Source organism: uncultured Flavobacterium sp. (assembly GCF_963974175.1).
Classification (GTDB): Bacteria; Bacteroidota; Bacteroidia; order Flavobacteriales; family Flavobacteriaceae; genus Flavobacterium.
Map to the genome: position 1 here is coordinate 232,413 of NZ_CAXBBR010000005.1, position 21,151 is coordinate 253,563.

Sequence of the window (21,151 nt, forward strand, 5' to 3'; positions counted from 1 at the left end):
TTGGTGATTAATAGGTTCAACTAGGCGTGTTTAGTCGGCTAGCTTTGTTACAGTTCCTTTTTGTTTTCCAGGTACTCCTACCATTCCAAATTCAAAGGTATATGTATTTCCTGAAGTAGTCAAAATTTTCATGTCTATTGACTTTTCCTCTGCCATGTTTTTTGGGTGCAATTTTTTCAAAATGTACTCGCAATCGTTAATCCATCGAATCGATGCTGTATCAGTCTTTCCATCGTATGTTTCAATTTCCAGGCTATCATTACGTTCAAAAACGGTTGTTTTTTTAACACCGTCTACTTCGTATTCAAAACTAAATTTACCGGTTTTAAAAGCTTTGCAATCGCGTTCCACGTTATAGCAGGAAATAAATAGTAGAAGTAGGGGAAGTAGTAGTAATTTTTTCATGAATATATTTTTTGAAATAGTGAGTTGCTGAATTATTTTAATCTTTTTAATTCGGCATCAGTAAAGTTCTTGATACTTTTCTCCTGAGCAAATTTCTCCGAATTGTACTCTTTTGAATTATTTTTTGGAATGGATAAAGTATCCCAATTTGTTTTTTTAATTTGTTTGGCATAAAAAACCATTTGTCCCACATGAAAAGGATAATGTGCCAGTTGTCTGTTGATGGCTTCAATTACGCTATGTCCTTCATTTCTAATATAAATAATAGACGAAAGTTGCTCGGGTTGTAATTCATTCAACGTAGTAAATAAACGGTTCCAACCTTTATCCCAAGCATCTAAAACAGCTTCTTTGGTTTGTAAATCATTTTCAAATTCTTTATCACGATTTCTCCATTCTTTTTCTCCATCAGTAGTTAGAAAATCCGTCCAACGCGAAAGCATATTTCCTGAAAGGTGTTTTACAATAGTGGCAATACTGTTTGTATCTTCATTTGTCGTCACAAAAAGGAGCTCTGGTTCGAGTTGCTCCATTGCTTTTTCTCCCAATGTTTTGTAATATAAAAATTGTTTTTTTACACTTTCGAGATATAAGGTGTTCGCTTCCATAATTACTGAATTTTAATATCATATTTTTCCAAAAGCCCTGAGATTCCTTGTGTGGAAAACTTAGCTTTTTTCATAGGATTGAATTCTGGATCAATTTTGTAATTGTAAGCCGTTAGGAAATTAACTTCCTTCAATTGGGTGTCATTAAAAATGGCGTTGTCTAAATTGCAATTTTCAAAAACCGAATTAGAAAGTGTGCTTCCTATAAAACTAACTTCTTTCATCGAACAGTTATTGAATTTTGTCTTTGGCATTTTCTTATTGGCAAAAGACGAATAATCCAAAGTACAATCTTGAAAACTCACCGTAAATAGAAAATCAGTACAGTTGTTAAATTGAATTCCCAGTAATTTGCAATTGGTAAAATGGACTGTTTTTAAACTGGTTCCTATTAAACTAGTCATTGAAAGATTACAATCGATAAACTCACAATCCATGAAGGTGTTATTTGAAAAATCACTATTAGATAAATCACAATTTTTAAAGACGCAATCTTCAAATTCGCGATTGCTGACTTTCTTGTCTATAAAAACTATTTTTTCAAATGTTTTTTGAATGTGAATTAAGTCTTCCATTAGTCGTTAAATATGCCTTTCATAATTGTTTTTAATCCTAAATACATTAAATACATGGCTCCCAGGCAGGCAGCAATACCGATCGCTAGAACTAGATAATGCCACACGTTTTGCTTGTTGATGAATGCATTGTAAATAATTGACGGACCTATAAATAACAGAGGCAAAGCGCCAGTTAAGTATTTAATTCCTTTGGATAAAAGTTCTTTATTGGTTGCCATTATTTTTTTGTTTCAGGTTTAAAGTTTCAAGTTGTTTTGTAAACTGAAAACTGTTTACTGTTTAGTATTATAAAACTCGACGGCCTTCCTAACACTTCCGTGTTCTTTCAATAAGGCAGCTGCTTCTTCATAAGTAACTGGAATTTCTCCCATAATCATTTTGGTACCGCGATCAACGAGCTTGGTGTTGCTTAATTGCATATCGACCATTTTGTTGCCTTTTACTTTCCCTAGTTGGATCATTGTAGCGGTCGAAATCATGTTTAACACTAATTTTTGCGCCGTTCCTGCCTTCATTCTAGAGCTTCCGGTTACAAATTCCGGTCCTACCACAACGTCAATAGGAAACTGTGCCGTTTGAGAAAGTGGACTTCCTGCATTGCATGAAATGCTACCTGTAATAATATTGTTTTCATTGCAAGATTGCAAACCGCCAATAACGTACGGTGTTGTTCCTGATGCTGCAATTCCTATCACGACATCATTCTCATTTATATTTTGTTCTTGCAAATCTTTCCAAGCTTGAGTGGCGTTGTCTTCTGCATTTTCAACTGCTCTGCGTATTGCCATATCTCCACCAGCAATAATTCCATTTACCAAGTCAAAGGGTACACCAAAAGTTGGTGGGCATTCTGATGCATCCACAATCCCTAATCGTCCGGAAGTTCCGGCGCCAATGTAGAACAATCTTCCACCCAATTTCATTTTAGCTACAATTTGGGTCACTAAAGTTTCAATTTGGGGAAGTGCTTTTTCAACTGCATAAGGAACGGTTTTGTCCTCCTGATTGATATTAGCAAGCAGTTCTTGTACGGACATTTTTTCCAGATGTTCGTATTTTGAGGATTGTTCAGTAGTTTTTGTAAATGTCATTTTTCTTAAATATTCAAATTTTGTATGCGTAACTCTAAACTGTTTTTTGAATAACTCACGAGTTGTCCTTGTCGTGCGTGAGGGATTACCTCACTTTTATTTTGTTTTTTATCGGAGTTCGGTGAACTTCGTATGCAGCGGAAATCCTTTTTTATGTAGCGCTAACGAAACATAAAAGATTGTAACGCATAGCCCGACCCTTGTGGTCACGCCCAAATTGTAAATTTATAAAAAATATGCCAATGCAATTCCTAAAACTATCATGGAAACTTTGGCAATATTGAATTTGTGTCCTTCACTGCTTTCAAAAATGATAGTGGAGGAAATATGAAATAATATTCCGATTACAACGGCTGTGATTTCAGTGTAATAGAGATTCAGTATCGGTAAAAAATCAGATGCTAATGTCCCTAACGGAGTCATTAATGCAAAGGTAATCATAAAGCCAAAAATCGCTTTTTTATTCAGATGCGAATTAATAAAAAAAGTGGTTAGGATAATTGCTATCGGTAAATGGTGAATGGCAATACCAACCGCTAAATCATGGTGATGGCTTACCGGAAATCCTTCCAGAAAAGCATGTATGCATAGACTGATGAAAAGCAACCACGGAATGTGAGACATGTTTACGTGACCATGTGTATGCCCATGTTCTGCACCTTTTGAGAAAAATTCAAGTATAATTTGGAATAGAATTCCAAGCATTATGCAGATTCCTATATTAGGATTTTTACTTTCATAAACATCCGGCAACAGGTGCATCACAGTCAGAGACAATAGAAAAGCCCCACTAAAAGCCAATAGTAACTTTAGGTTGGTTTTGTTTTTAGGTTTTAAAAACAAGGCTATCCCATATCCTAGTAGTACTGAGAGTAAAGGTAAAAGGTAATTCATACTTATTTGTTGAATTGTTGTTTTGCTGAACTGCTGAATCATCCCTTTTTAGCGGGCGATTACACAAATTAACGAATTGCCGAATAGATTATTTAAAAATCATTATTAATCTCTCGCTTTCATTCCTATAGAACTTTTTCAATTTATAGTCTCCAAAAGTGTCTAAAAGATAGATTCCGGCTTCTTCCATTAACGTTTCAAAGTCTTGTAGTGTTAAGGCTTTTACTTTTTCGGTGTAATGAAATTTTTGTCCTTTGTCTTCAAAGTCAATTTCTTTATAAATATGTCCGTCTTTTAAATAGCGCTTCAAGTGAAAGTCAATTCCTTCGACCGTTTTTGTTTCTTCTGGAACAAGGGTGTTTAGCACTTGGTTTACATTCATGAAATCAATCACGGCAAAACCATATTCAGACAAACTTTCTTTGATTGCAATTAGCGTTGTAAGATTGTCTTCGTCATTTTCGAAATAACCAAAACTGGTAAACAAATTAAAAATGGCATCGTACTTTTCTTCAAAAGGCTCTCGCATGTCGTGCACTTTAAAATGCAAAGTGTCATTTGTGTTTTTACTTGCTTCGGCTATACTGTTCTCAGATAAATCAGCACCCAAAACATCAAATCCCAATTCGTTCAAGTAGATTGAATGGCGGCCTTTACCACAAGCCAAGTCAAGTACTTTAGCTTTTTCAGGAAGATTAAGGTAATTCGTTATGTTATCCATAAAAAGCTGCGCTTCGCTATTGTTTCGCTCTTTGTAAAGGATGTGATAGTAAGGTGTATCGAACCAAGAACTGAACCAAGTTTCTGTTGGTTGTTCTGGATTTATATTCGCTGGTTTTTGTTCTTCAGACATTTATTCTTTTTCAATTAATTCAAGTCCGGCAAATTTAGTGTATTTTTGCTGAAAAATAACGAAACCGTGCAGATACACAGAGATTCTCGTTGAGAAACCTTTAATTTCGATCACGGATTAAACATAAAGCAGAAAAAGGTCTGTTTTAATTGATACACACAAATGGAAAATAATTTTAAGATGGTTGCCAAAACCTTTTTTGGTTTTGAGGAAATATTAGCAAAGGAATTACAAATGTTGGGCGCACAAGACGTGGAACAGGGAGTAAGAATGGTTAGTTTTAAAGGGGATAAGGGGTTTATGTACAAAGCGAATTTGTCATTACGTACCGCTTTAAAAATTTTGAAGCCTATTTATTTTTTTAAGGCAAACAATGAACAAGCTTTATATAAAGGAATTTCTGGTGTAAACTGGTCAAGATATATTAGTGCCAATCAAACTTTTGTGATTGATGCGACTGTGCATTCAGATAACTTTAATCACTCTGAATTTGTATCTCAAAAATGTAAGGATGCGATTGTAGATCAATTTAGAGAAAGAACGGGACAACGTCCAAGTATCGATAAAATACACCCAGATTTAAGAATCAACATTCATATCGACAAAGACCAAGTTTCGGTTGCATTAGACACTTCTGGAAACTCGTTGCATCAACGTGGATATAGAACAGCAACTAATATTGCTCCTATAAATGAAGTATTGGCAGCAGGTGTTTTATTGCTTTCAGGTTGGGACGGACAAGGCGATTTCTTAGACCCAATGTGCGGTTCAGGGACATTCTTGGCTGAGGCTGCGATGATTGCTTGTAATATTCCTGCAAACATTAACCGAAAAGAATTTGCTTTCGAAAAATGGCATGACTGGGACAATGATTTGTTTGACAATATCACAGACAGTTTATTGAAAAGAGTAAGAGAATTTCATTACACTATAAAAGGTTTTGACAAAGCTCCATCAGCAGTTAGCAAAGCCAAAGACAATATTAAGAATGCCAATTTAGACGAGTACATCACTATTGAAGAGAAAAATTTCTTTGATACTGAGAAAACGACACAAGGGAAATTGCACATGGTATTTAATCCTCCTTATGATGAGCGATTGGATATTCACATGGAAGAATTCTATAAAAATATTGGTGATACTTTAAAGAAAAACTATCCTGGAACTAATGCTTGGTTTATCACAGGAAATCTGGACGCATTGAAATTTGTGGGACTAAAACCTTCGAGAAAAATCAAACTTTTCAACGCTAGTATTGAAGCGAGATTAGTTAAATACGAAATGTATGAAGGAAGTAAGAGAACAAAATTTCAGGTGACTGAAGGGGAGAGTGAAATAGCGAAAAAAGAGAGTGAAGAATAAAGAATAGAGAGAATAGAAAGAGGGATAGTAAAAATGAGTAGTTCGTAAATATTTTCCAACTTTAAACTTTTTAAAACCTTAAACTTTAAACGAAAAAAAAAAATACAATGAGTAAATTACAAGTAAGAGCATTTTTATACCAATTAGGCTGTTTTGCCATATTATTCATCTCAGCACGTTACTTAGTTGAGCGTTATACTGGATTGACCGATTTTTGGATTCCTTTGACTGCTTTCGTTGTGGGAACACTTTTGTCTCCAAAATTCCAAGCTGTTAAAACCCAAGATGGTGAGAAGCTGTATATGAAATGGATTTTTACAAAAGGAGTAAAAGAAATAGGATAACGTTTATCCCAAAAACACATCAAAAAAGAACCGCAGTTTCACTGATTATTAGAATCGTGAAGCTGCGGTTTATTATTTTGAATCATAGCGTAATTCTATGGAGTCTCTGTCAAAATAAACGACTTTAAACACGCAAGAAAAACGATGTTTCTATGTGTTTAAAAGAAGGTTAAAAAAACTTTATTTTTTCTTGTCTCCTTTTTTAGGCACTACAACGGGTATTACTTTCTTTTTATAAATAGGAATGAAATAGGAAACGGTATAGTTAAAACCTACTCCAAAATCACCATCATAGGTTCTGTTAAAACCTGGAATATAGAGGTTCTCAAAATTATCGGGCTCTTTATTAGAAACTAATCGGTTCAGGCGAAAGCTGAATCCCACGAAAATATTGTCAAAAACTTTTACTTTTACTCCGGCAACCACTTCGATCCAGCTAGCCGTTAATCCGTTGAATTTTTCTCCCGAAGCAATGGCAGGCACTTCTCCAAAATATGGATTGGCATTGTAAATTTTGTAGCTATTCAATTCCTGATTAAAAGTACTGAAACCGTAACGCAGTCCAATAGAGATAATATTCTCCATGTCCAACCAGTTTTCGTAAGCATTGTAATCAAAACCTGCTTTTAGATACGATCCTTTTGTAGTGAAATTCAATCGAGTATCATCAGTAGTTTTATCTTCATTTCCAATTTCGGCAGCTAAAAAATATTTTTTTGTCAATCGATAGTCACCCACAAATTCGATTCCTTTATAATCCTTGTCATATAAAGCACGGGTCAATTTAAAAAGATCAACACCCACACGCAATCCGTAACGGTCTGTTTTTACAGGAACGGCCGTGTTTTGTTTCTCATCGGGCAATTTCACTGTCTTTAATTTCCCGTTATCAGGAATTATAGCTTTAGTACTTGTACTGTCAGCTACATTTTTTAGAGTAGTGGTTTCTTGCGCCTGAGCTAAAAATAAAGATAAAACTAGGCAAATGCTAAAAATATATTTCAAGATGTGTTTCGTTTTCGTTAGCGATAATACTGTTTTTAACTGCTATGTATTGAATCCATTTCTGGTCTGCTGTTGCAGCATCAGTATGGACATAAGGCGTTTGAGGGTCTAAGGTATAATTAGTTTTAAAACCACAGGCACGGGATACAAATAACTCTTCTCGCACGTAAGTAAATTTCAGAACGTCTTCATTTACTAATGTGGCAGTAGTACTGCCGTAGTTGAGGATAAAGCTAAAGGTAGTTGCATCTGCATCTGTTTTCAACGGAATTGAAACAGTGCTGCCATTGATCAAAGTACTGCTTTCATAAGTAACCCCTTCGGTCATTCCTTCTCCAATTATGGTTAAATTAGTCACTTCTTTCAGTTCAGATGGATTGTTTGCATCGTAAAATGAAATTACTAAACGGGGAGTGGTAACTGTATCGGCATCACAGATATCATCTTTCTCACAACCGGAGAACGACAAGGCGATAACAAACAGTAACAGTATTATTTTTTTCATAAAAATTTTATTGAATGAAGATTGTCGATTAACGATTGCTGATTTTAGATTTTAAAAAATAAATCAGCAATCAAAAATCACTATTCTTAAATCAGAAATCTTATCTTCTTTCTAAAAGAACCACATTCTCTACGTGATGCGTTTGCGGAAACATATCCACAGGACGTACGCGAGCTACTTTGTATTTCTCGTCCATCAAGGCTAAATCACGCGCTTGTGTCGCGGAGTTACAACTTACATAAACGATTTTTTCAGGGGCAATTTTCATGATTTGTTCAATCACATCTTTGTGCATTCCATCTCTCGGTGGATCAGTGATAATAACATCAGGTTGTCCGTGTTGCGCGATAAAAGCATCGTTAAATACGACTTTCATATCTCCTACATAGAATTCACAATTATCTATATTATTACGTACTGCGTTTGCTTTCGCATCCTTGATTGCATCAGGAACACTTTCGACACCTATAACTTTTTTTGCTTTTTTAGAAACAAATTGAGCAATAGTTCCTGTTCCAGTATATAAATCATAAACGATTTCATTTCCTGTCAAACCAGCAAAATCTCTCGTTATTTTGTACAATTCATACGCTTGATCAGAGTTGGTTTGGTAGAATGATTTGGCATTAATGCTAAATTTCAAACCTTCCATTTCTTCTAGGATGTAATCGCGTCCTTTATATAATTTAATGTCTGTGTCGTATAAAGTATCGTTTGCTTTATTATTCACCACATATTGCAAAGAAGTAATCTGCGGGAACTTCTCATATAGATGATCTAAAATCAACTCTCTATTTGCTTTGTCATTTTCAAAAAACTGAATCAACACCATGATTTCTCCAGTAGAAGAAGTACGTAACATTAAAGTACGTAGCAAACCTTCGTGTGCTCTTGGGTTAAAGAAAGTCAAACCATTTGCATTAGCAAAATCCCTAACTTCGTTTCTGATTGCGTTTGATGGATCTTCTTGTAAATGACATTTGTTTATGTCTAAGATTTTATCCCACATTTTCGGGATGTGGAATCCTAATGCGTTTCTGTTTCCTAAATCTTCAGTACTTCCTATTTCGGCTTCTGTCAACCAACGGCTGTTCGAAAACGAAAATTCCATTTTGTTTCTATAGAAAAACTGTTTTTCTGAACCTAAGATTGGTTCAAATTCAGGAAGTTCTACTTTGCCAATGCGTTGCAAGTGGTTAAACACTTCATTTTGTTTGTAATACAACTGTTGGCTGTATTTCATGTTTTGCCATTTACAACCGCCACAAACACCAAAGTGCTCGCAGATAGGTTCTATACGATGTTCTGAAAATTCATGAAAGTGAATTGCTTTTCCTTCATAATAGGCCTTGCGCTTCTTAAAAGTTTGCACGTCAACCACATCGCCCGGAACCACATTCGGGATAAACACTACTTTACCGTCTGGAGCTTTCGCTACTGATACTCCTTTTGCACCTGCATCGATGACTTTTATCTGGTGAAACACCACCTTATCTGTATTTTTCTTTGCCATGGCGCAAAAATAAGCGTTTGTACCTTAATATTTTCAAAAAGTGATGATTTTTATTTGAGCCTATTCCCGCTTTCCGCTACAAATCCCCAGTTCTACAAGCAAGAATACTATCCCAGTAAAGGAGCTTCCGCCGGTCGCTCTTTACCGGCAAGTATTCTAAAGCTTTTCACCCTGCGGGTTTTCCGCTAGAATCAGGGGCAGGGGAGCGTAGGTTGTAATCGCGATTGGATAAAGAAGAAGTCAAAATCATAATATTTAGCTAAACCAAAGAGAATATTTTTGATTTCCAATAAAAGGAGGTAATTTTAGTAAAAATATTAGTTATGAAAACTTTTTTTAAGAATTTATTTTTATTGTTTTTTATGTTTTTTGGACTAATATCTGAAGCGCAAAATGATGGTCGCTCAAAAATAGAACGAAATGTTCCACTAGTGGTAGCCGAATCATTTAACGCGGTTTTCTCTGCCAAAGATCCAGTCTGGTTTACTAGATATCAGGGCGAGAATAATCAAGAATTAGTGTATGAGGCTAAATTTATATTTGACAACAGATATTGTAAGTCAGTATATGATTTTAATGGCAATCAAATAGCTTTTGCGGCTACCATAGACTACCTTGAATTACCTGAAGGTGCTCGTAACTATATGGAAGAAAAGTATCCCACTTTTCCAATTATGGAAGCATTAATGGTTACAAGTAATCAACAAGTGGTTACTTATGAAATAGGCGTTTATATAGATAATCAATATATGATACAAGTTTTTTCTAAAGAGGGTGATTTTATTAAAAATACAAAAGCGTAATTTTAATTCTTGTTATTGCTGCCAATTGTAATTTGACTTAAAAATGATTTTTACTTTTCATCCATTCGTAATTTACGATAGTCAGAAAATAAAAAACCACATCAGCACAAACTTTCCCAGCCATAATACCAGTTAATGAGTTTCCAGTGAGGATAGGCAACCAATACATACAAAACGGACGGATAAATAGAATATCCAATACCGCAGGATACCCAAACTCCAGTAATAGGTTTTTGATTATCAAAAGCACGTCCTTCAAGGTCGTCTTTTGTTGTATGGCTTTATTCCTTTTTGCAGATTGCCAATACGCCATGCCAGTAATTACACTATAGAAGGCAAAATATTCGATAAATGTAATCAAGTAGGCTGTGGTCAAGCCACTAAAGATACGGCTAAGTTGCGAACCCAGTAATGCAGCCGATGTAGCAGCCAATTCCGCGTACTTATAGCGGTCAAACCATTCTTTAAACTGTGTTTTAGAAAGCATAATTACTTAGTTCTACTTTAATTGAATACAAAACTAGACAAAATTACGTTTACGAGGAAGTAAAGTTGTTTCTGGACAGAAGGAACGACCGTTACCACAAGCCTTGTATTTTGATAAAGCTACGATTTCTGTATCGATTGTTATTCCTTAGAACTAAGAGTAAATGACTAACGGTAATGCAAGATCTCTTTGTTAATTAGGATTGGGAATAAAAACGGGCTGCCTCTGTTTTCTGAGCCTTAACATCAACTAAATTCCGAAAATCTTTTCCTGTAGGTTCTTCAAAAACTTCTAATTTAAATTGAGAGGTAATCGTTAGTAAATGATCAAAAATATCAGATTTGACTACCTCATATTTTTCCCATTCTTTTTCATAAGTGAAACAATAGATTTCTAGCGGCATCCCTTTAGAAGTTGGGTCTAATTGCCGAACCATATGCGTCATTTCGATATTGATATTAGGATTAGAAAGAATGTAGTTTTCTGCATAAACTCTAAAAACACCAATGTTAGTCAAGCTTTTGTCGTTAACCAGGTTAGATTCATTGTCAATTAACGTCGAATTAGATTTTTTAATTTCTTTTTCTTTCTCAAGGATGTAGTCTCTTATAAGCGTATATTTTTTGAACTGTTCCAGCATTTGATCATCACAAAAACAAAAACTACTCACCTTAAGATATATGGCTCTATTGATTCTTCGGCCTCCTGAATTACTCATCCCGCGCCAGTTTTTAAAGGAATCAGTAATGAAAGCATAAGTAGGAATTGTGGTGATTGTTTTATCCCAGTTTTGAACTTTAACGGTACTTAAATTGATGGACATTACATCTCCATCGGCGTCATATTTAGGCATAGCAATCCAATCGCCCACGCGCACCATATCATAGACTGACATTTGTATGCTCGCAACAAAACCTAAAATGGTATCCTTGAAAATTAATAATAAAATAGCAGTCATTGCTCCCATTGCTCCCAGAAAGTAAAACGGACTCTTTCCTAAAAGTAACGACAAGATAAGAATTCCGCCTACGAAATAAACAATAATATTCAGTACTTGAATGTAACTCGTAATGGGTTTATCCATGAAAATAGGAGACTTAGACAGTATTTCGTCAAAGACAGCCAGCAAAGCAATAATCGTCCAGATGATTACCATGAGGATTATTATCATGGCTAACGTAACGATATAACTTGAAAGCGTAGGATATTCTGCAAAAATAGACGGCACAGTAAGAATGACAAGAAGCGCCGGAATGATATAAGCAAGTTTATCAAATATTTTTTTTTCGATTAAGATGTCGTCCCAGGTAATCTTAGTTTTTAAAAATAATTTGTGAATCGAATCAACAATGATCTTTTTGGTTAAAAGCCAGGCGATAAAACAAATAATAAGCAAACCCAAAAGGAGTATAGGAAGATTGATGTAATGGGCAATTTGAGGGTCTACACCAAAATAGTCAGTTAACCAGCTAGGGTCTAGTTGTATAGAGGAGTATTTTTCGTCAAGTAGAATCATTGCTTTAATTTGTTTTATACAAAGGTAACATTCACAATTTAAGACAAGAACAGAACTTGATGATTGGGTTTTTCTTAACAGTATTAAGTATTTTAGACTGCTGTTTTCATTTCACCATAAATAGAAGGAGATTGCTAGTCTGAGCTATTTTATGACGTTAATTAATCGCTTTAAACTGTTTCATCTCTTGCAACGGTTCGATAGCATTGTAATCTTTCCAGATCTTTGGGTCATACGTTTTAATCGTTATATACTTGAAGTCCTGTTCTTTAATTTTTTCAATGGCAGCAACGGTTGTTTCAGTGCGCGACATATTTAGGAACTCTGTTTTATTGCGAGTGTTGGCTTCGATTTTAAAATCAAGTGCCAATACATCTTTTTCGCCGCTAGTTAATTCTATAAGTTTTAATGGGCGATTGAGATAGAAGTAATTTCCAGTTTCGGTAGCTGCATACTGCATGTAGTAGCTGTCGTCTTCAGCTCTTTTTTTGTAAATAATCGTTCCTTTACTAATATTCTCAGATACTTTAATTCCCAAAAGAAACTTCATATTAAAATTATGTGCCTTCTCTCCTTCGTCTAGGACATAATCCGTGCGTAAGACGGCATAATCCGTTTCAGAAATATAAAGTTTACCCACATACATGGCTTTGCTTTTTCGAGGTTTAAAAGTAAGAACGTAAGCAAATTCATTTTCATTAGTGTAAGTAGTACCTTCAAAAGTATAGTCATATAACTCTGGTTTTTGTATAAAATCAAACCTCTTGTTGTTTAACAAATTGTTTTGATACATCAAGCTGTTCAGGTTGCTTTTAGTAGCAGTTAACTGGCTGTTTATTTCTATGTTAACACCTGTTTTTTTCTTTCTATTGAAGTCTTTACGTAGCGAAATAGTATCCCTTGATCCTATAAGTCCGCTTTTTATGCGGTAAAATTTAGTAGTATCGAGGTGTTGTAGCATCAGGTTTTTTCCTTTTTTTTCTAAATCGTCTAAGGAAGTAGACTCGCCTTCATTTTTTAAAAGAGTGGCTTTTAAAACATCTAGTTTAGAGGTAAACACAAACTTCTCTGCTTTTTTTGTTTTAACCGAATAATAATAACAAAGGATATCAGTAAATGACACTGGTGGATGCGAAATTAATTTACTAGAAAAAGACTGCAAGTCATTGTTGATTTTTGATAATGCTTGTTTGCTAAAGCCAGTTGATTCGTTAATTTCGACATCTATTATGGAAGGATTAAAATAGCTAGAGGTTCTATAAAAGAACATTTCTTTTGACCCTTTTTCGCCAGTTGTATAATTACGGCTCAAGTTGGCTTTTACATTTGCCATAATCTCGTAGGGATTTGGTTTTATGTTAGACACTTCAACATCATCTAGTTCGTAAACGGCAGGTAGGAGTTTAATCGTAAAATCAAGTTTTTTCAATTCGCCCACAGTTAATTGTTGATTAACAAAACCCAAATAGGAAACCACAAGCAATGTTTCGTCCTGACTGCTGCTCTCCGAAAGCGAAAAATAGCCTTCACCATTAGAAACCAAGTTTTCTGCGTTGTTTACCCTAATATTAGCATACGGAATATTATCGCCGGTCGCTGCATCAATAATTTTACCTCTTATGTGTTGAGCGATTCCTAACTGAAATACAAGCAGTGAAATAAAAGTAGTTAATAGGGTTGTTTTCATAAATTGAGTGTGTTTTATAAACAAGACGAAGTTGTGGCTATTTCGTTACAGGGTAAATAGACACTTTAAAAACTACTCCCACAATACCCACTTTTAATGATATATCAAAGTTCTCTCACAGGATATTTCATTATACTATTATTCTAAATATCTTTACGGCTCTATAATTAGCTATTATTTAAATGAAAAAACTATTACTTATTGCGATTTTCGCAATTACCGCTGGTGTTTTTGCACAAGACAATAACCCAAATACTGTTAGTGACAATTACACTAAGAAAGAAGTGCATATTAAAATGCGTGACGGAGCATCGCTTTATACTGCAATTTATACACCCAAAGACCATTCGAAAAAATACCCAATGATCATGCAGCGTACGCCATATAGTTGCGCTCCTTACGGCCCTGACCAATTCAAGAAAAGCATTGGCCCTAGCGAAACCATGATGAAAGAAGGCTACATTGTCGTGTATCAAGATGTGCGCGGACGCTGGATGAGTGATGGTTTGTATGACAACATGTGCGCTTTCATTCCTAATAAAAAGTCAAAGAAGGATGTTGATGAAGCTTCAGATACTTATGACACAATTGACTGGTTAGTTAAAAATGCAGACAACAATAATGGAAATGTAGGTGTTTGGGGAATTTCATACCCTGGGTTTTACTCTACTTATTCTTTATTGAGTAGGCACCCTGCATTGAAAGCGGTTTCACCTCAGGCCTGTATAAGTGATTTCTTTTTTGATGATTTTCATCATAACGGAGCGTATTTATTGAGTTATTGGAAAGCGACACCACTTTTTGGTATTCAAAAAACGGAACGTACATCCACTGCTTGGTATAAACTCCCCGACTTAGGAACAAAAGATGATTATCAGTTTTTTATGAATGCAGGACCTTTGTCTAATTTGGATACCTATTATGGAAAAGAAGATGAGTTTTGGCAACAGCTAAAAGACCATTCGAGTTATGATGATTTTTGGCAAAAAAGAGGCATTCTGCAACATCTAAAAGATATCAAACCTGCAGTTATGACGGTAGGAGGTTGGTTTGATGCCGAAGATTTATATGGACCTTTGAATACCTATCAAGCTATAGAGAAGACCAGCAAAAATTACAATACGATTGTTATGGGACCATGGAGTCATGGAGATTGGGCAAGAAATGGAGCCAAAGCAGTTATTGGAAACATAAACTTCGGGGATAGTATTTCAGGGTTCTTTCAAAAAAATATTGAAGCCAATTTTTTTCGCCATTTCTTAAAAGATAATGGTAAAGGAGAAAACAAACTGCCGGAAGCCTATGTTTTTGATACTGGATCCAAAGATTGGAAAACCTATGATGTTTGGCCTCCAAAAAATGCAGCGAAAACTAGCTTTTATTTGGCACAAGATAAATTAATGAGCACGGCACAAAATGGTGTGGGTTTCCAAGAGTTCATTAGTGATCCTAAAAAACCAGTTCCTTTTACCGAAGATATCAATCAAAAAGGGATTACACCAAGAAAATACATGACCGATGACCAGCGTTTTGCGGCACGACGTCCTGACGTATTGGTATATGAAACCGAGATTTTAGAGGATAATATGACGTTAGCTGGTGATATTTTGGCACAACTGCAAGTTTCCACCTCAGGAACAGATTCTGACTGGATTGTAAAAGTAATTGATGTTTTTCCTAGTGACGAACCAGAAACTGCTGAGATAGCACCATATTTAAAAATGAGTAATTACCACATGATGGTGCGAAGCGAAGTGATGCGCGGTCGTTTTAGAAATAGTTTTTCTAAACCAGAGCCTTTTGTGGCAAATCAGAAAACAGCGGTAAATATCAAACTGCAAGATGTGATGCATACGTTCAAGAAAGGACATAAAATCCAAATCCAAATTCAAAGCACTTGGTTTCCTTTGATTGACCTGAATCCGCAAACTTTTGTAGAGAATATCTTTTATGCAAAACCGGAAGATTTTAAAAAGCAAACACAACGAGTGTATGACGATTCAAAAATCGTATTTACAGTTTTGAAATAATAGTAGACTACTTTCAAACTAAAAACCCAATCCTATTAAGTAGTGATTGGGTTTTTGTTTTTATGGAGTTGTGATTGTTGTTGAGTATCGATTCTACAACGTTCAATAATAATATTTAAAGCGTTAACTTTTTAAAATAAAAAAGCCCAAATTTAGTTGATTTGAGCTTTTAGACTATGTTTTGTAAGTAGCAGATTTTACTGTATTAATCAATATAATATTACTGCATTTTAATTTTTATTGAATCAAAATTAGTGGAGTTGATACCAATTAACCCGTAGCTAGTTTCTCCTTTTTTGATAGTTTTTCCATTGAGGTCGTAATCATTCAAGTCAGTGTTGAATTTTTTGTTAGCTGAGCTTGCGGCAATCATATTTCCACCCGCTAAACCTGGTCCAAGGATTAAACCTATAGGAAATGAACTCGAAGTTTCGGTGTAGCCATAAGAATTAGTTTCGGTTTTCATAAATTGTGTTGGAGACAAAAGTAAATACCATAGATAAGAGGCAGGACTTTGTTTTAACATTCTGTAGACTGTTTCTTTTTCCATTACATAAAGCACCGTATTGTCGTCATATGTTAGCACGAGATCTCTCCCGAAAACCAAATCTTTCTCTGTATTATTTGTAATTTTAATTGCGATTAGCTTTAGGTTCCTTTTGTATTCTTTTTTTGCATACTTTTTATCAAGCAAGCTGTATTTATATTCAAAAGTAACGCCATTGTTTGTGTTTTTTGAAAGGTAATTTAGAGCTGCTGGATTGATAGGGTGGTAACTTGATGCGCAACTGTTCAATAATAAAGCGCATGACGATAGGAAGATGATTTTTAAAAATTTCATAAAATAGGTTATTTTGTTTGGACCGTTTTTTAGCGGAGCCAAAACTAGTAAATTTCCTAATAAAATAAAGAAAAAAGAATCAAAAATATTATAATTACTAATAATTAGTCCTTCCTAATTTCTTAACTACAGATTCTAATAATTTTTGTTGTAGTTCATAATCTAAAAACACAACTTCACTTATAAATAATTATTGGTTTAGTTGTATGATTTAAAAATTTAAAATGAATTTGTTTGTTGGCTATCAAAACGGCCAAATTTTTTCATGCGAAATCGCTGTGGCCGTATTTCTAATAAACTAATTCCGCCGTATTATTTACACATTTTATACTTGTTGGGGAAGGAGGGACGTCACAAGTTGAAATAATCCCCCATTTATTATTGAATTCTTTTTGGGAATTTGTGTATTTCTCCACTTTGTCAAGAAAGTCGGTCGTATTCAATTTCAGTGAATAGGCGATAAATCCGGTAGGTCCACCACAGGCTTTAGAACCAATTGGGGTAAAGTTCCAGTCAGCTGGATTCTCACATTGTTTACTGACTGCAAGGGACAGAATTTCAGCATGCATTTTCTCAAGATTTTGCGCCTCTTGTTCTTGAGAAGTCCCGTTATCATTGCTGCAACTTGTAACAATTAGTCCAATTACCAAGATTAATAATTTTAAGTTTTTCATAAATAGTAGTATTAAGTAATTTGACTAGGGTTTATTGTTTGGCACTAATAAATATTAATTACTAGCTTGTTTTATTATACATACAAAGCGATAATCCTCTCAACAATTGGTTCCATTAGCTGATAACCAGCTTTGTTTGGGTGCACTCCGTCGTTTGAATAGACGAGTGGCAGCCCTTTTTGATCGTCAACCATAGCTGAGTAGTAATCGACATATGGAATATCATTTGCCTTAGCATAACTTTTAACACTTTTATTTAAAGCTAGAATAGTATCGGCAGGCTTTTCTTTTGGTTTCCAATAAAAATAATTAGCAGGCAAAACGGAACACAGAATAACCTTGATTTGATGTGTTTGCGCGAGTTCTACCATCGAAAAAATATTGTTTTGAATCATTTCAAGAGTTGAAGGCCCTGTATTTCCAGCTATGTCATTTCCACCAGCAAGAATTACGACTACCGCTGGCTTTAAGTCAATAACATCGGCTTTAAATCTAAGTGACATTTGCGGTGAAGTTTGTCCGCTAATTCCGCGATTGATATAAGATTTTTCGAGGAAGAACTCGGGGTGGACATTGCTCCAAAATTCGGTTATGGAATCACCCATAAAAACAATTCTGTTTTCGCCAGTTTGTGTGGTATCTAGTAATGCGTTTTCTTTTTTGTATTTGTTTAAATAAGGCCAGTCTTGATCTTCTATTTCTATTGCCATAAGATGTAGTGCTTAAAGAAAATAAAGTTAGTTTTATTTTTTTAATACTGCTAATATTATCAAGGTAGCTGCTAAAATTAGAGTGTTAAGTGTTCTTTTATCTGATTCCTATGTATTTATGTGGGATATTCATGAATAATGCTTTTTTTTAAGCTAGATTTAAACTCAAAAATAATTTTTCACGTATATCATTGAAATAAATACAATTATGTTTTTTTATAAAAAATTATCTCAAATCAATTTTCTTAGTAGAAGTTATGCTTTCAAATTTTTATTTGTTGCTTTTATTGGGATTCATATTCCTCTAATTGGGTTGTTGTTTTTAGTGCTTTATGGAAATTTTTCATTTTCCCCCAATGAGATATTAATTTTTGCACTGCTGATGACTTTATTTGCTTCGGGGGTTACTTTAGCGATCTTAAAACATTTAATTAAGCCCATCGAAATTGCTTCTAAGGCATTGAGAAATTATAAGAAAGAGAGACAGGTGCCAGACTTGCCTTTGAATTTTCATGATGAGGCTGGTTTTTTAATGCGCAACATTCAAGAAACAATATTGGAGCATGAGAGATTTATTGTTGAAAAGCAAGACTTGGTCTATTTGCTCTCTCATGATTTAAAAACGTTTGCGGGACAGCCTCAGAGTCATTAGCAACCCTCATTTTAGAAGCTGATCCATCAGATGAAATCAAAGAATTAGCAGAATTGATATACCAGTCGTCCAATCAACAGTTTTTGTACATTGAAAATTTTTTAAAATTACTAAAGGAACAAGATGAGGTATTAAAAACGAGTCCAGGTTTAAAATTAATCCATTTTGATTCTATTATCGAAACTGTTGAAAATCTAGTACAGCAATTACTGATAATTAAAAAAATTAAATTAAACGTATCTATTGAAATACAAAAGGACGAATTATTAATTGAGGACGAATTATTAATTAGGGTACTAGTGAACTTGATTGATAATGCCATAAAATTTTCCTATCCCTATAGTGAAGTTAATTTGAGAATTTATAAAGAAAACACAAAATTAATTTTTAGTGTTTCTGATAATGGAATTGGATTTAATCATAACCAGACAGAGGAGTTGTTTAAAAAATTTACAAAAATGAGCAAACTGGGAACATCAAATGAAGGTTCGACAGGAATTGGTTTGTACTTGTGTAGAAAAATCGTAGAAAAAAATCAAGGACAACTTAATGCGTCAAGTGAGGGGCAAAATAGAGGTTCCACTTTTACCGTTATTTTCTAATTGCCAAATTAGATGAAGGTATTCTATTTTTGAAATCCGCAATAAAATTAATTTTATTGCGGATTTTATATTGGTATCATTTCAACAATAATTATTTAACACAATTATACTTTAGTTTTAAGATTTATTATGTGTTTTGTTCTTTATTTATTTGCTATGTATGTAGTTTATAGTTTTTTTTAACACTTTCGTCGGAAATATAAAAAAAATGTTAATTGTATTTAAGAAATAATATAATTTAGATTTCTGTTTGATAAAAATCAGACGTTTAAGATGCTTTTTAACCTACAAAAAAGCGTCTTTTTTTGAGAGTAATGGTTACGACATTCCAAATAAAAGAGACAGAAATCCCGGTTCTGTTGATTTATTTTAATAAAACTTTCACATACCCAGTTCACTGTTTTATAATTTTTTATCTATTAAATATGAAAACATTTCTACCTAAATCTGGATTATTGACTTTAGTGTTTTTAATCACCAATTTGTTTTTTGCCTCTGGCGCTTTTGCGCAGGCGACAATTGAGAATGCTCCGGCAGGTGCGGTCACAGGGACGACAACTATAGAGACTGATAAACAAGATTATCCCCCCGGCGGAGAAGTTATTATTTCGGGGCGTGGATACCTGCCTAATGAAAAAGTTTGGCTTCAAATCGTTCATGAAGGCGAAGACCCTAATGGGATCGATGAACCAAATCACCAACCATTTCTAGTTCAGGCTGATGGAGGAGGGGTTATTGAGGGAGTAATCTGGATTGTACCTACAAATGGAGATTCTCTTGGAGCTACTTTTATATTAAGTGCTACCAGTTCTGTAAGAGGAGACGGTTCTTTTACTTATGCAGGGTGGAAGTTTACGGACAAGGATAATACTTCTGTTAGTTTAACTTCATCTACAAATCCATCAAGTTTAGGAACCACAGTTACTTTTACTGCAACTGTTAATGGTACATCAGCAGGAGGAGTTCCAGCAGGATCAATTGATTTCAAGGATGGGAATACGGTATTAGCTTCGAATGTTGCTTTTTCATCAACTACATCAAACAAGTCAACGGCAACGTTTACAACAAGCACATTAGTAGTAGGAACACATATTATAACTGCTAAATACGGTGCTATAGGATCCGTATATAACAGCTCTACATCAACTGAATTAAATCAAGTTGTTACATCCCCATGTACATCCCCCATAATATATACAGTAACTGGTGGTGGTGCATATTGTTCTGGGGGTGCGGGACTAGCAGTAGGATTATCAAATTCAGAAACAGGAGTTAGCTATCATCTTTATAAAGATGCAATCATAACAGGTTCTGCAGTTCTAGGTACAAGTGGATCCTCAATCAGTTTTGGCACACAAACTGTTGTTGGAACATACACAGTAGTTGCTACAAGAGTAGATGGGAGTTGTACAAGTAATATGACAGGAAATGCTATTATATCAACCAATCCTTTACCTTCAGCTCCTGGAGCAAATAACTATAATGCCCCCTATGATGGGACCTCACATTCCGCAACTGCAACAGCACCATCAGGTTCTACTGTGGTTTATTATGATGCATCTTCCGCTGGAAATGTAATTTCAGCACCAACAGGTACAAATGCAGGGCCAACTATTACTGCTTATGCAGAATCAGTTTCTGCTTCAGGTTGTAAAAGCACAAGCAGGACACCAGTAACTTTGGCAATAACCAAACGTAGTCTTGAAATCACTGCTAGCAGTGACACCAAAGTATATGATGGAACAGCTCTAACAAACTTAGGATTCACAATCACTGGATCAGGAACACTAGCTTCAGGTCAGACGTTGTCTGCTGTTACCGTAATTGGTTCTCAAACAGCCTTTGGCTCCAGCAACAACGTAGCGAGTGCAGCAGTTATAAAAAATGCCGCCTTAGTTGATGTAACAAGCAACTACGATGTTTCATATGTAAATGGAACTTTGGCAATAACCAAACGTAGTCTTGAAATCACTGCTAGCAGTGACACCAAA

Annotated in this window: 23 protein-coding genes; 7 read left to right on the forward strand and 16 right to left on the reverse strand. The window is 34.8% G+C overall.

Going from position 1 to position 21,151, the window contains the following annotated elements; genetic code table 11:
* Positions 1-30: 30 nt before the first annotated feature.
* The 7 genes from AAC069_RS10670 to AAC069_RS10700 form a co-directional block, all read right to left on the reverse strand.
* The gene (locus AAC069_RS10670) at positions 31-405 is read right to left on the reverse strand and encodes a DNA topoisomerase IV (RefSeq protein ID WP_339920454.1); all 375 of its coding nucleotides are present in this window, start codon (positions 403-405) and stop codon (positions 31-33) included.
* A 32-nt stretch (positions 406-437) separates the two neighbouring features.
* Positions 438-1,013: a DUF1572 family protein gene (locus AAC069_RS10675; protein WP_339920455.1), complete on the reverse strand. Its 576-nt coding sequence runs from the start codon at positions 1,011-1,013 to the stop codon at positions 438-440.
* Between the two features lie 2 nt (positions 1,014-1,015).
* Positions 1,016-1,588: a pentapeptide repeat-containing protein gene (locus AAC069_RS10680; RefSeq protein ID WP_339920456.1), complete on the reverse strand. Its 573-nt coding sequence runs from the start codon at positions 1,586-1,588 to the stop codon at positions 1,016-1,018.
* On the reverse strand, positions 1,588-1,809 hold the full coding sequence (locus tag AAC069_RS10685) for a DUF6095 family protein (RefSeq protein WP_339920457.1): 222 nt from the start codon (positions 1,807-1,809) through the stop codon (positions 1,588-1,590). The genes AAC069_RS10680 and AAC069_RS10685 overlap by 1 nt, the downstream gene beginning before the upstream one ends.
* A gap of 54 nt (positions 1,810-1,863) precedes the next feature.
* Positions 1,864-2,682: an N-acetylmuramic acid 6-phosphate etherase gene (gene murQ / locus AAC069_RS10690; RefSeq protein ID WP_339920458.1), complete on the reverse strand. Its 819-nt coding sequence runs from the start codon at positions 2,680-2,682 to the stop codon at positions 1,864-1,866.
* Positions 2,683-2,907: 225 nt separating this feature from the next.
* A complete protein-coding gene (locus tag AAC069_RS10695; protein ID WP_091087651.1) occupies positions 2,908-3,576 on the reverse strand; it encodes a ZIP family metal transporter in 669 nt (222 codons plus the stop codon).
* An 88-nt stretch (positions 3,577-3,664) separates the two neighbouring features.
* Positions 3,665-4,429, reverse strand: a complete 765-nt coding sequence (locus AAC069_RS10700) for a class I SAM-dependent methyltransferase (RefSeq protein ID WP_339920459.1) — start codon at positions 4,427-4,429, stop codon at positions 3,665-3,667.
* Positions 4,430-4,591: 162 nt separating this feature from the next.
* Between AAC069_RS10700 and AAC069_RS10705 the strand changes: the two genes are divergently transcribed.
* Positions 4,592-5,791 carry a THUMP domain-containing protein gene (locus AAC069_RS10705; RefSeq protein ID WP_339920460.1) on the forward strand — a complete coding sequence of 400 codons (1,200 nt, stop codon included), beginning with the start codon at positions 4,592-4,594 and terminating at the stop codon, positions 5,789-5,791.
* 107 nt (positions 5,792-5,898) lie between these two features.
* Positions 5,899-6,135: a hypothetical protein gene (locus AAC069_RS10710; RefSeq protein WP_339920461.1), complete on the forward strand. Its 237-nt coding sequence runs from the start codon at positions 5,899-5,901 to the stop codon at positions 6,133-6,135.
* 180 nt (positions 6,136-6,315) lie between these two features.
* On the opposite strand, the gene AAC069_RS10715 is transcribed toward AAC069_RS10710, so the two are convergent.
* From AAC069_RS10715 to rlmD, 3 genes are all read right to left on the reverse strand, one after another.
* Entirely contained in the window at positions 6,316-7,140 is an 825-nt protein-coding gene (locus AAC069_RS10715; RefSeq protein ID WP_339920462.1) for a DUF6048 family protein, read from the reverse strand.
* Positions 7,124-7,645 (reverse strand): DUF6452 family protein, encoded by a 522-nt coding sequence (locus AAC069_RS10720; protein WP_339920463.1) that lies wholly within the window; start codon positions 7,643-7,645, stop codon positions 7,124-7,126. Before AAC069_RS10720 ends, AAC069_RS10715 begins: the two co-directional genes overlap by 17 nt.
* Positions 7,646-7,745: 100 nt before the next feature.
* Positions 7,746-9,158, reverse strand: coding sequence for a 23S rRNA (uracil(1939)-C(5))-methyltransferase RlmD (rlmD, locus tag AAC069_RS10725; protein ID WP_339920464.1), 1,413 nt, complete (start codon positions 9,156-9,158; stop codon positions 7,746-7,748).
* A 323-nt stretch (positions 9,159-9,481) separates the two neighbouring features.
* On the opposite strand from rlmD, the gene AAC069_RS10730 reads away from it, so the two are divergent.
* On the forward strand, positions 9,482-9,961 hold the full coding sequence (locus tag AAC069_RS10730; protein ID WP_339920465.1) for a hypothetical protein: 480 nt from the start codon (positions 9,482-9,484) through the stop codon (positions 9,959-9,961).
* Between the two features lie 37 nt (positions 9,962-9,998).
* Here the strand turns inward: AAC069_RS10730 and AAC069_RS10735 are convergent, their stop codons facing one another.
* The 3 genes from AAC069_RS10735 to AAC069_RS10745 form a co-directional block, all read right to left on the reverse strand.
* A complete protein-coding gene (locus AAC069_RS10735) occupies positions 9,999-10,448 on the reverse strand; it encodes a hypothetical protein (protein WP_339920466.1) in 450 nt (149 codons plus the stop codon).
* Between the two features lie 196 nt (positions 10,449-10,644).
* Positions 10,645-11,964, reverse strand: coding sequence for a mechanosensitive ion channel family protein (locus AAC069_RS10740; RefSeq protein WP_339920467.1), 1,320 nt, complete (start codon positions 11,962-11,964; stop codon positions 10,645-10,647).
* A gap of 157 nt (positions 11,965-12,121) precedes the next feature.
* Entirely contained in the window at positions 12,122-13,651 is a 1,530-nt protein-coding gene (locus AAC069_RS10745) for a carboxypeptidase-like regulatory domain-containing protein (RefSeq protein WP_339920468.1), read from the reverse strand.
* 182 nt (positions 13,652-13,833) lie between these two features.
* Between AAC069_RS10745 and AAC069_RS10750 the strand changes: the two genes are divergently transcribed.
* Positions 13,834-15,681, forward strand: a complete 1,848-nt coding sequence (locus AAC069_RS10750; protein ID WP_339920469.1) for a CocE/NonD family hydrolase — start codon at positions 13,834-13,836, stop codon at positions 15,679-15,681.
* A gap of 220 nt (positions 15,682-15,901) precedes the next feature.
* Here the strand turns inward: AAC069_RS10750 and AAC069_RS10755 are convergent, their stop codons facing one another.
* The 3 genes from AAC069_RS10755 to AAC069_RS10765 all read right to left on the reverse strand — a co-directional run bounded on the left by AAC069_RS10755 (position 15,902) and on the right by AAC069_RS10765 (position 17,906).
* Positions 15,902-16,522, reverse strand: coding sequence for a hypothetical protein (locus AAC069_RS10755; RefSeq protein ID WP_339920470.1), 621 nt, complete (start codon positions 16,520-16,522; stop codon positions 15,902-15,904).
* A gap of 290 nt (positions 16,523-16,812) precedes the next feature.
* Positions 16,813-17,196 (reverse strand): hypothetical protein, encoded by a 384-nt coding sequence (locus AAC069_RS10760; RefSeq protein ID WP_339920471.1) that lies wholly within the window; start codon positions 17,194-17,196, stop codon positions 16,813-16,815.
* A 74-nt stretch (positions 17,197-17,270) separates the two neighbouring features.
* The gene (locus tag AAC069_RS10765; protein WP_339920472.1) at positions 17,271-17,906 is read right to left on the reverse strand and encodes an SGNH/GDSL hydrolase family protein; all 636 of its coding nucleotides are present in this window, start codon (positions 17,904-17,906) and stop codon (positions 17,271-17,273) included.
* 208 nt (positions 17,907-18,114) lie between these two features.
* On the opposite strand from AAC069_RS10765, the gene AAC069_RS10770 reads away from it, so the two are divergent.
* The 3 genes from AAC069_RS10770 to AAC069_RS10780 form a co-directional block, all read left to right on the forward strand.
* Entirely contained in the window at positions 18,115-18,558 is a 444-nt protein-coding gene (locus tag AAC069_RS10770; RefSeq protein WP_339920473.1) for a hypothetical protein, read from the forward strand.
* Positions 18,559-18,641: 83 nt separating this feature from the next.
* Positions 18,642-19,160: an ATP-binding protein gene (locus AAC069_RS10775; RefSeq protein WP_339920474.1), complete on the forward strand. Its 519-nt coding sequence runs from the start codon at positions 18,642-18,644 to the stop codon at positions 19,158-19,160.
* Positions 19,161-19,585: 425 nt separating this feature from the next.
* The coding region (locus tag AAC069_RS10780) for an Ig-like domain repeat protein (RefSeq protein ID WP_339920475.1) at positions 19,586-21,151 on the forward strand (1,566 nt) is incomplete at its 3' end.

What these genes read in the sequence shown, in the direction of transcription:
- AAC069_RS10770 (WP_339920473.1), top strand. Translation starts at nt 18,115, where the DNA reads ATGTTTTTTTATAAAAAATTATCTCAAATCAATTTTCTTAGTAGAAGT.
- AAC069_RS10700 (WP_339920459.1), bottom strand. Translation starts at nt 4,429, where the DNA reads ATGTCTGAAGAACAAAAACCAGCGAATATAAATCCAGAACAACCAACA.
- AAC069_RS10675 (WP_339920455.1), bottom strand. Translation starts at nt 1,013, where the DNA reads ATGGAAGCGAACACCTTATATCTCGAAAGTGTAAAAAAACAATTTTTA.
- AAC069_RS10760 (WP_339920471.1), bottom strand. Translation starts at nt 17,196, where the DNA reads ATGAAAAACTTAAAATTATTAATCTTGGTAATTGGACTAATTGTTACA.
- AAC069_RS10670 (WP_339920454.1), bottom strand. Translation starts at nt 405, where the DNA reads ATGAAAAAATTACTACTACTTCCCCTACTTCTACTATTTATTTCCTGC.
- AAC069_RS10765 (WP_339920472.1), bottom strand. Translation starts at nt 17,906, where the DNA reads ATGGCAATAGAAATAGAAGATCAAGACTGGCCTTATTTAAACAAATAC.
- AAC069_RS10680 (WP_339920456.1), bottom strand. Translation starts at nt 1,588, where the DNA reads ATGGAAGACTTAATTCACATTCAAAAAACATTTGAAAAAATAGTTTTT.
- AAC069_RS10735 (WP_339920466.1), bottom strand. Translation starts at nt 10,448, where the DNA reads ATGCTTTCTAAAACACAGTTTAAAGAATGGTTTGACCGCTATAAGTAC.
- rlmD (WP_339920464.1), bottom strand. Translation starts at nt 9,158, where the DNA reads ATGGCAAAGAAAAATACAGATAAGGTGGTGTTTCACCAGATAAAAGTC.
- AAC069_RS10740 (WP_339920467.1), bottom strand. Translation starts at nt 11,964, where the DNA reads ATGATTCTACTTGACGAAAAATACTCCTCTATACAACTAGACCCTAGC.
- AAC069_RS10705 (WP_339920460.1), top strand. Translation starts at nt 4,592, where the DNA reads ATGGAAAATAATTTTAAGATGGTTGCCAAAACCTTTTTTGGTTTTGAG.
- AAC069_RS10755 (WP_339920470.1), bottom strand. Translation starts at nt 16,522, where the DNA reads ATGAAATTTTTAAAAATCATCTTCCTATCGTCATGCGCTTTATTATTG.
- murQ (WP_339920458.1), bottom strand. Translation starts at nt 2,682, where the DNA reads ATGACATTTACAAAAACTACTGAACAATCCTCAAAATACGAACATCTG.
- AAC069_RS10685 (WP_339920457.1), bottom strand. Translation starts at nt 1,809, where the DNA reads ATGGCAACCAATAAAGAACTTTTATCCAAAGGAATTAAATACTTAACT.
- AAC069_RS10710 (WP_339920461.1), top strand. Translation starts at nt 5,899, where the DNA reads ATGAGTAAATTACAAGTAAGAGCATTTTTATACCAATTAGGCTGTTTT.
- AAC069_RS10695 (WP_091087651.1), bottom strand. Translation starts at nt 3,576, where the DNA reads ATGAATTACCTTTTACCTTTACTCTCAGTACTACTAGGATATGGGATA.
- AAC069_RS10730 (WP_339920465.1), top strand. Translation starts at nt 9,482, where the DNA reads ATGAAAACTTTTTTTAAGAATTTATTTTTATTGTTTTTTATGTTTTTT.
- AAC069_RS10720 (WP_339920463.1), bottom strand. Translation starts at nt 7,645, where the DNA reads ATGAAAAAAATAATACTGTTACTGTTTGTTATCGCCTTGTCGTTCTCC.
- AAC069_RS10750 (WP_339920469.1), top strand. Translation starts at nt 13,834, where the DNA reads ATGAAAAAACTATTACTTATTGCGATTTTCGCAATTACCGCTGGTGTT.
- AAC069_RS10745 (WP_339920468.1), bottom strand. Translation starts at nt 13,651, where the DNA reads ATGAAAACAACCCTATTAACTACTTTTATTTCACTGCTTGTATTTCAG.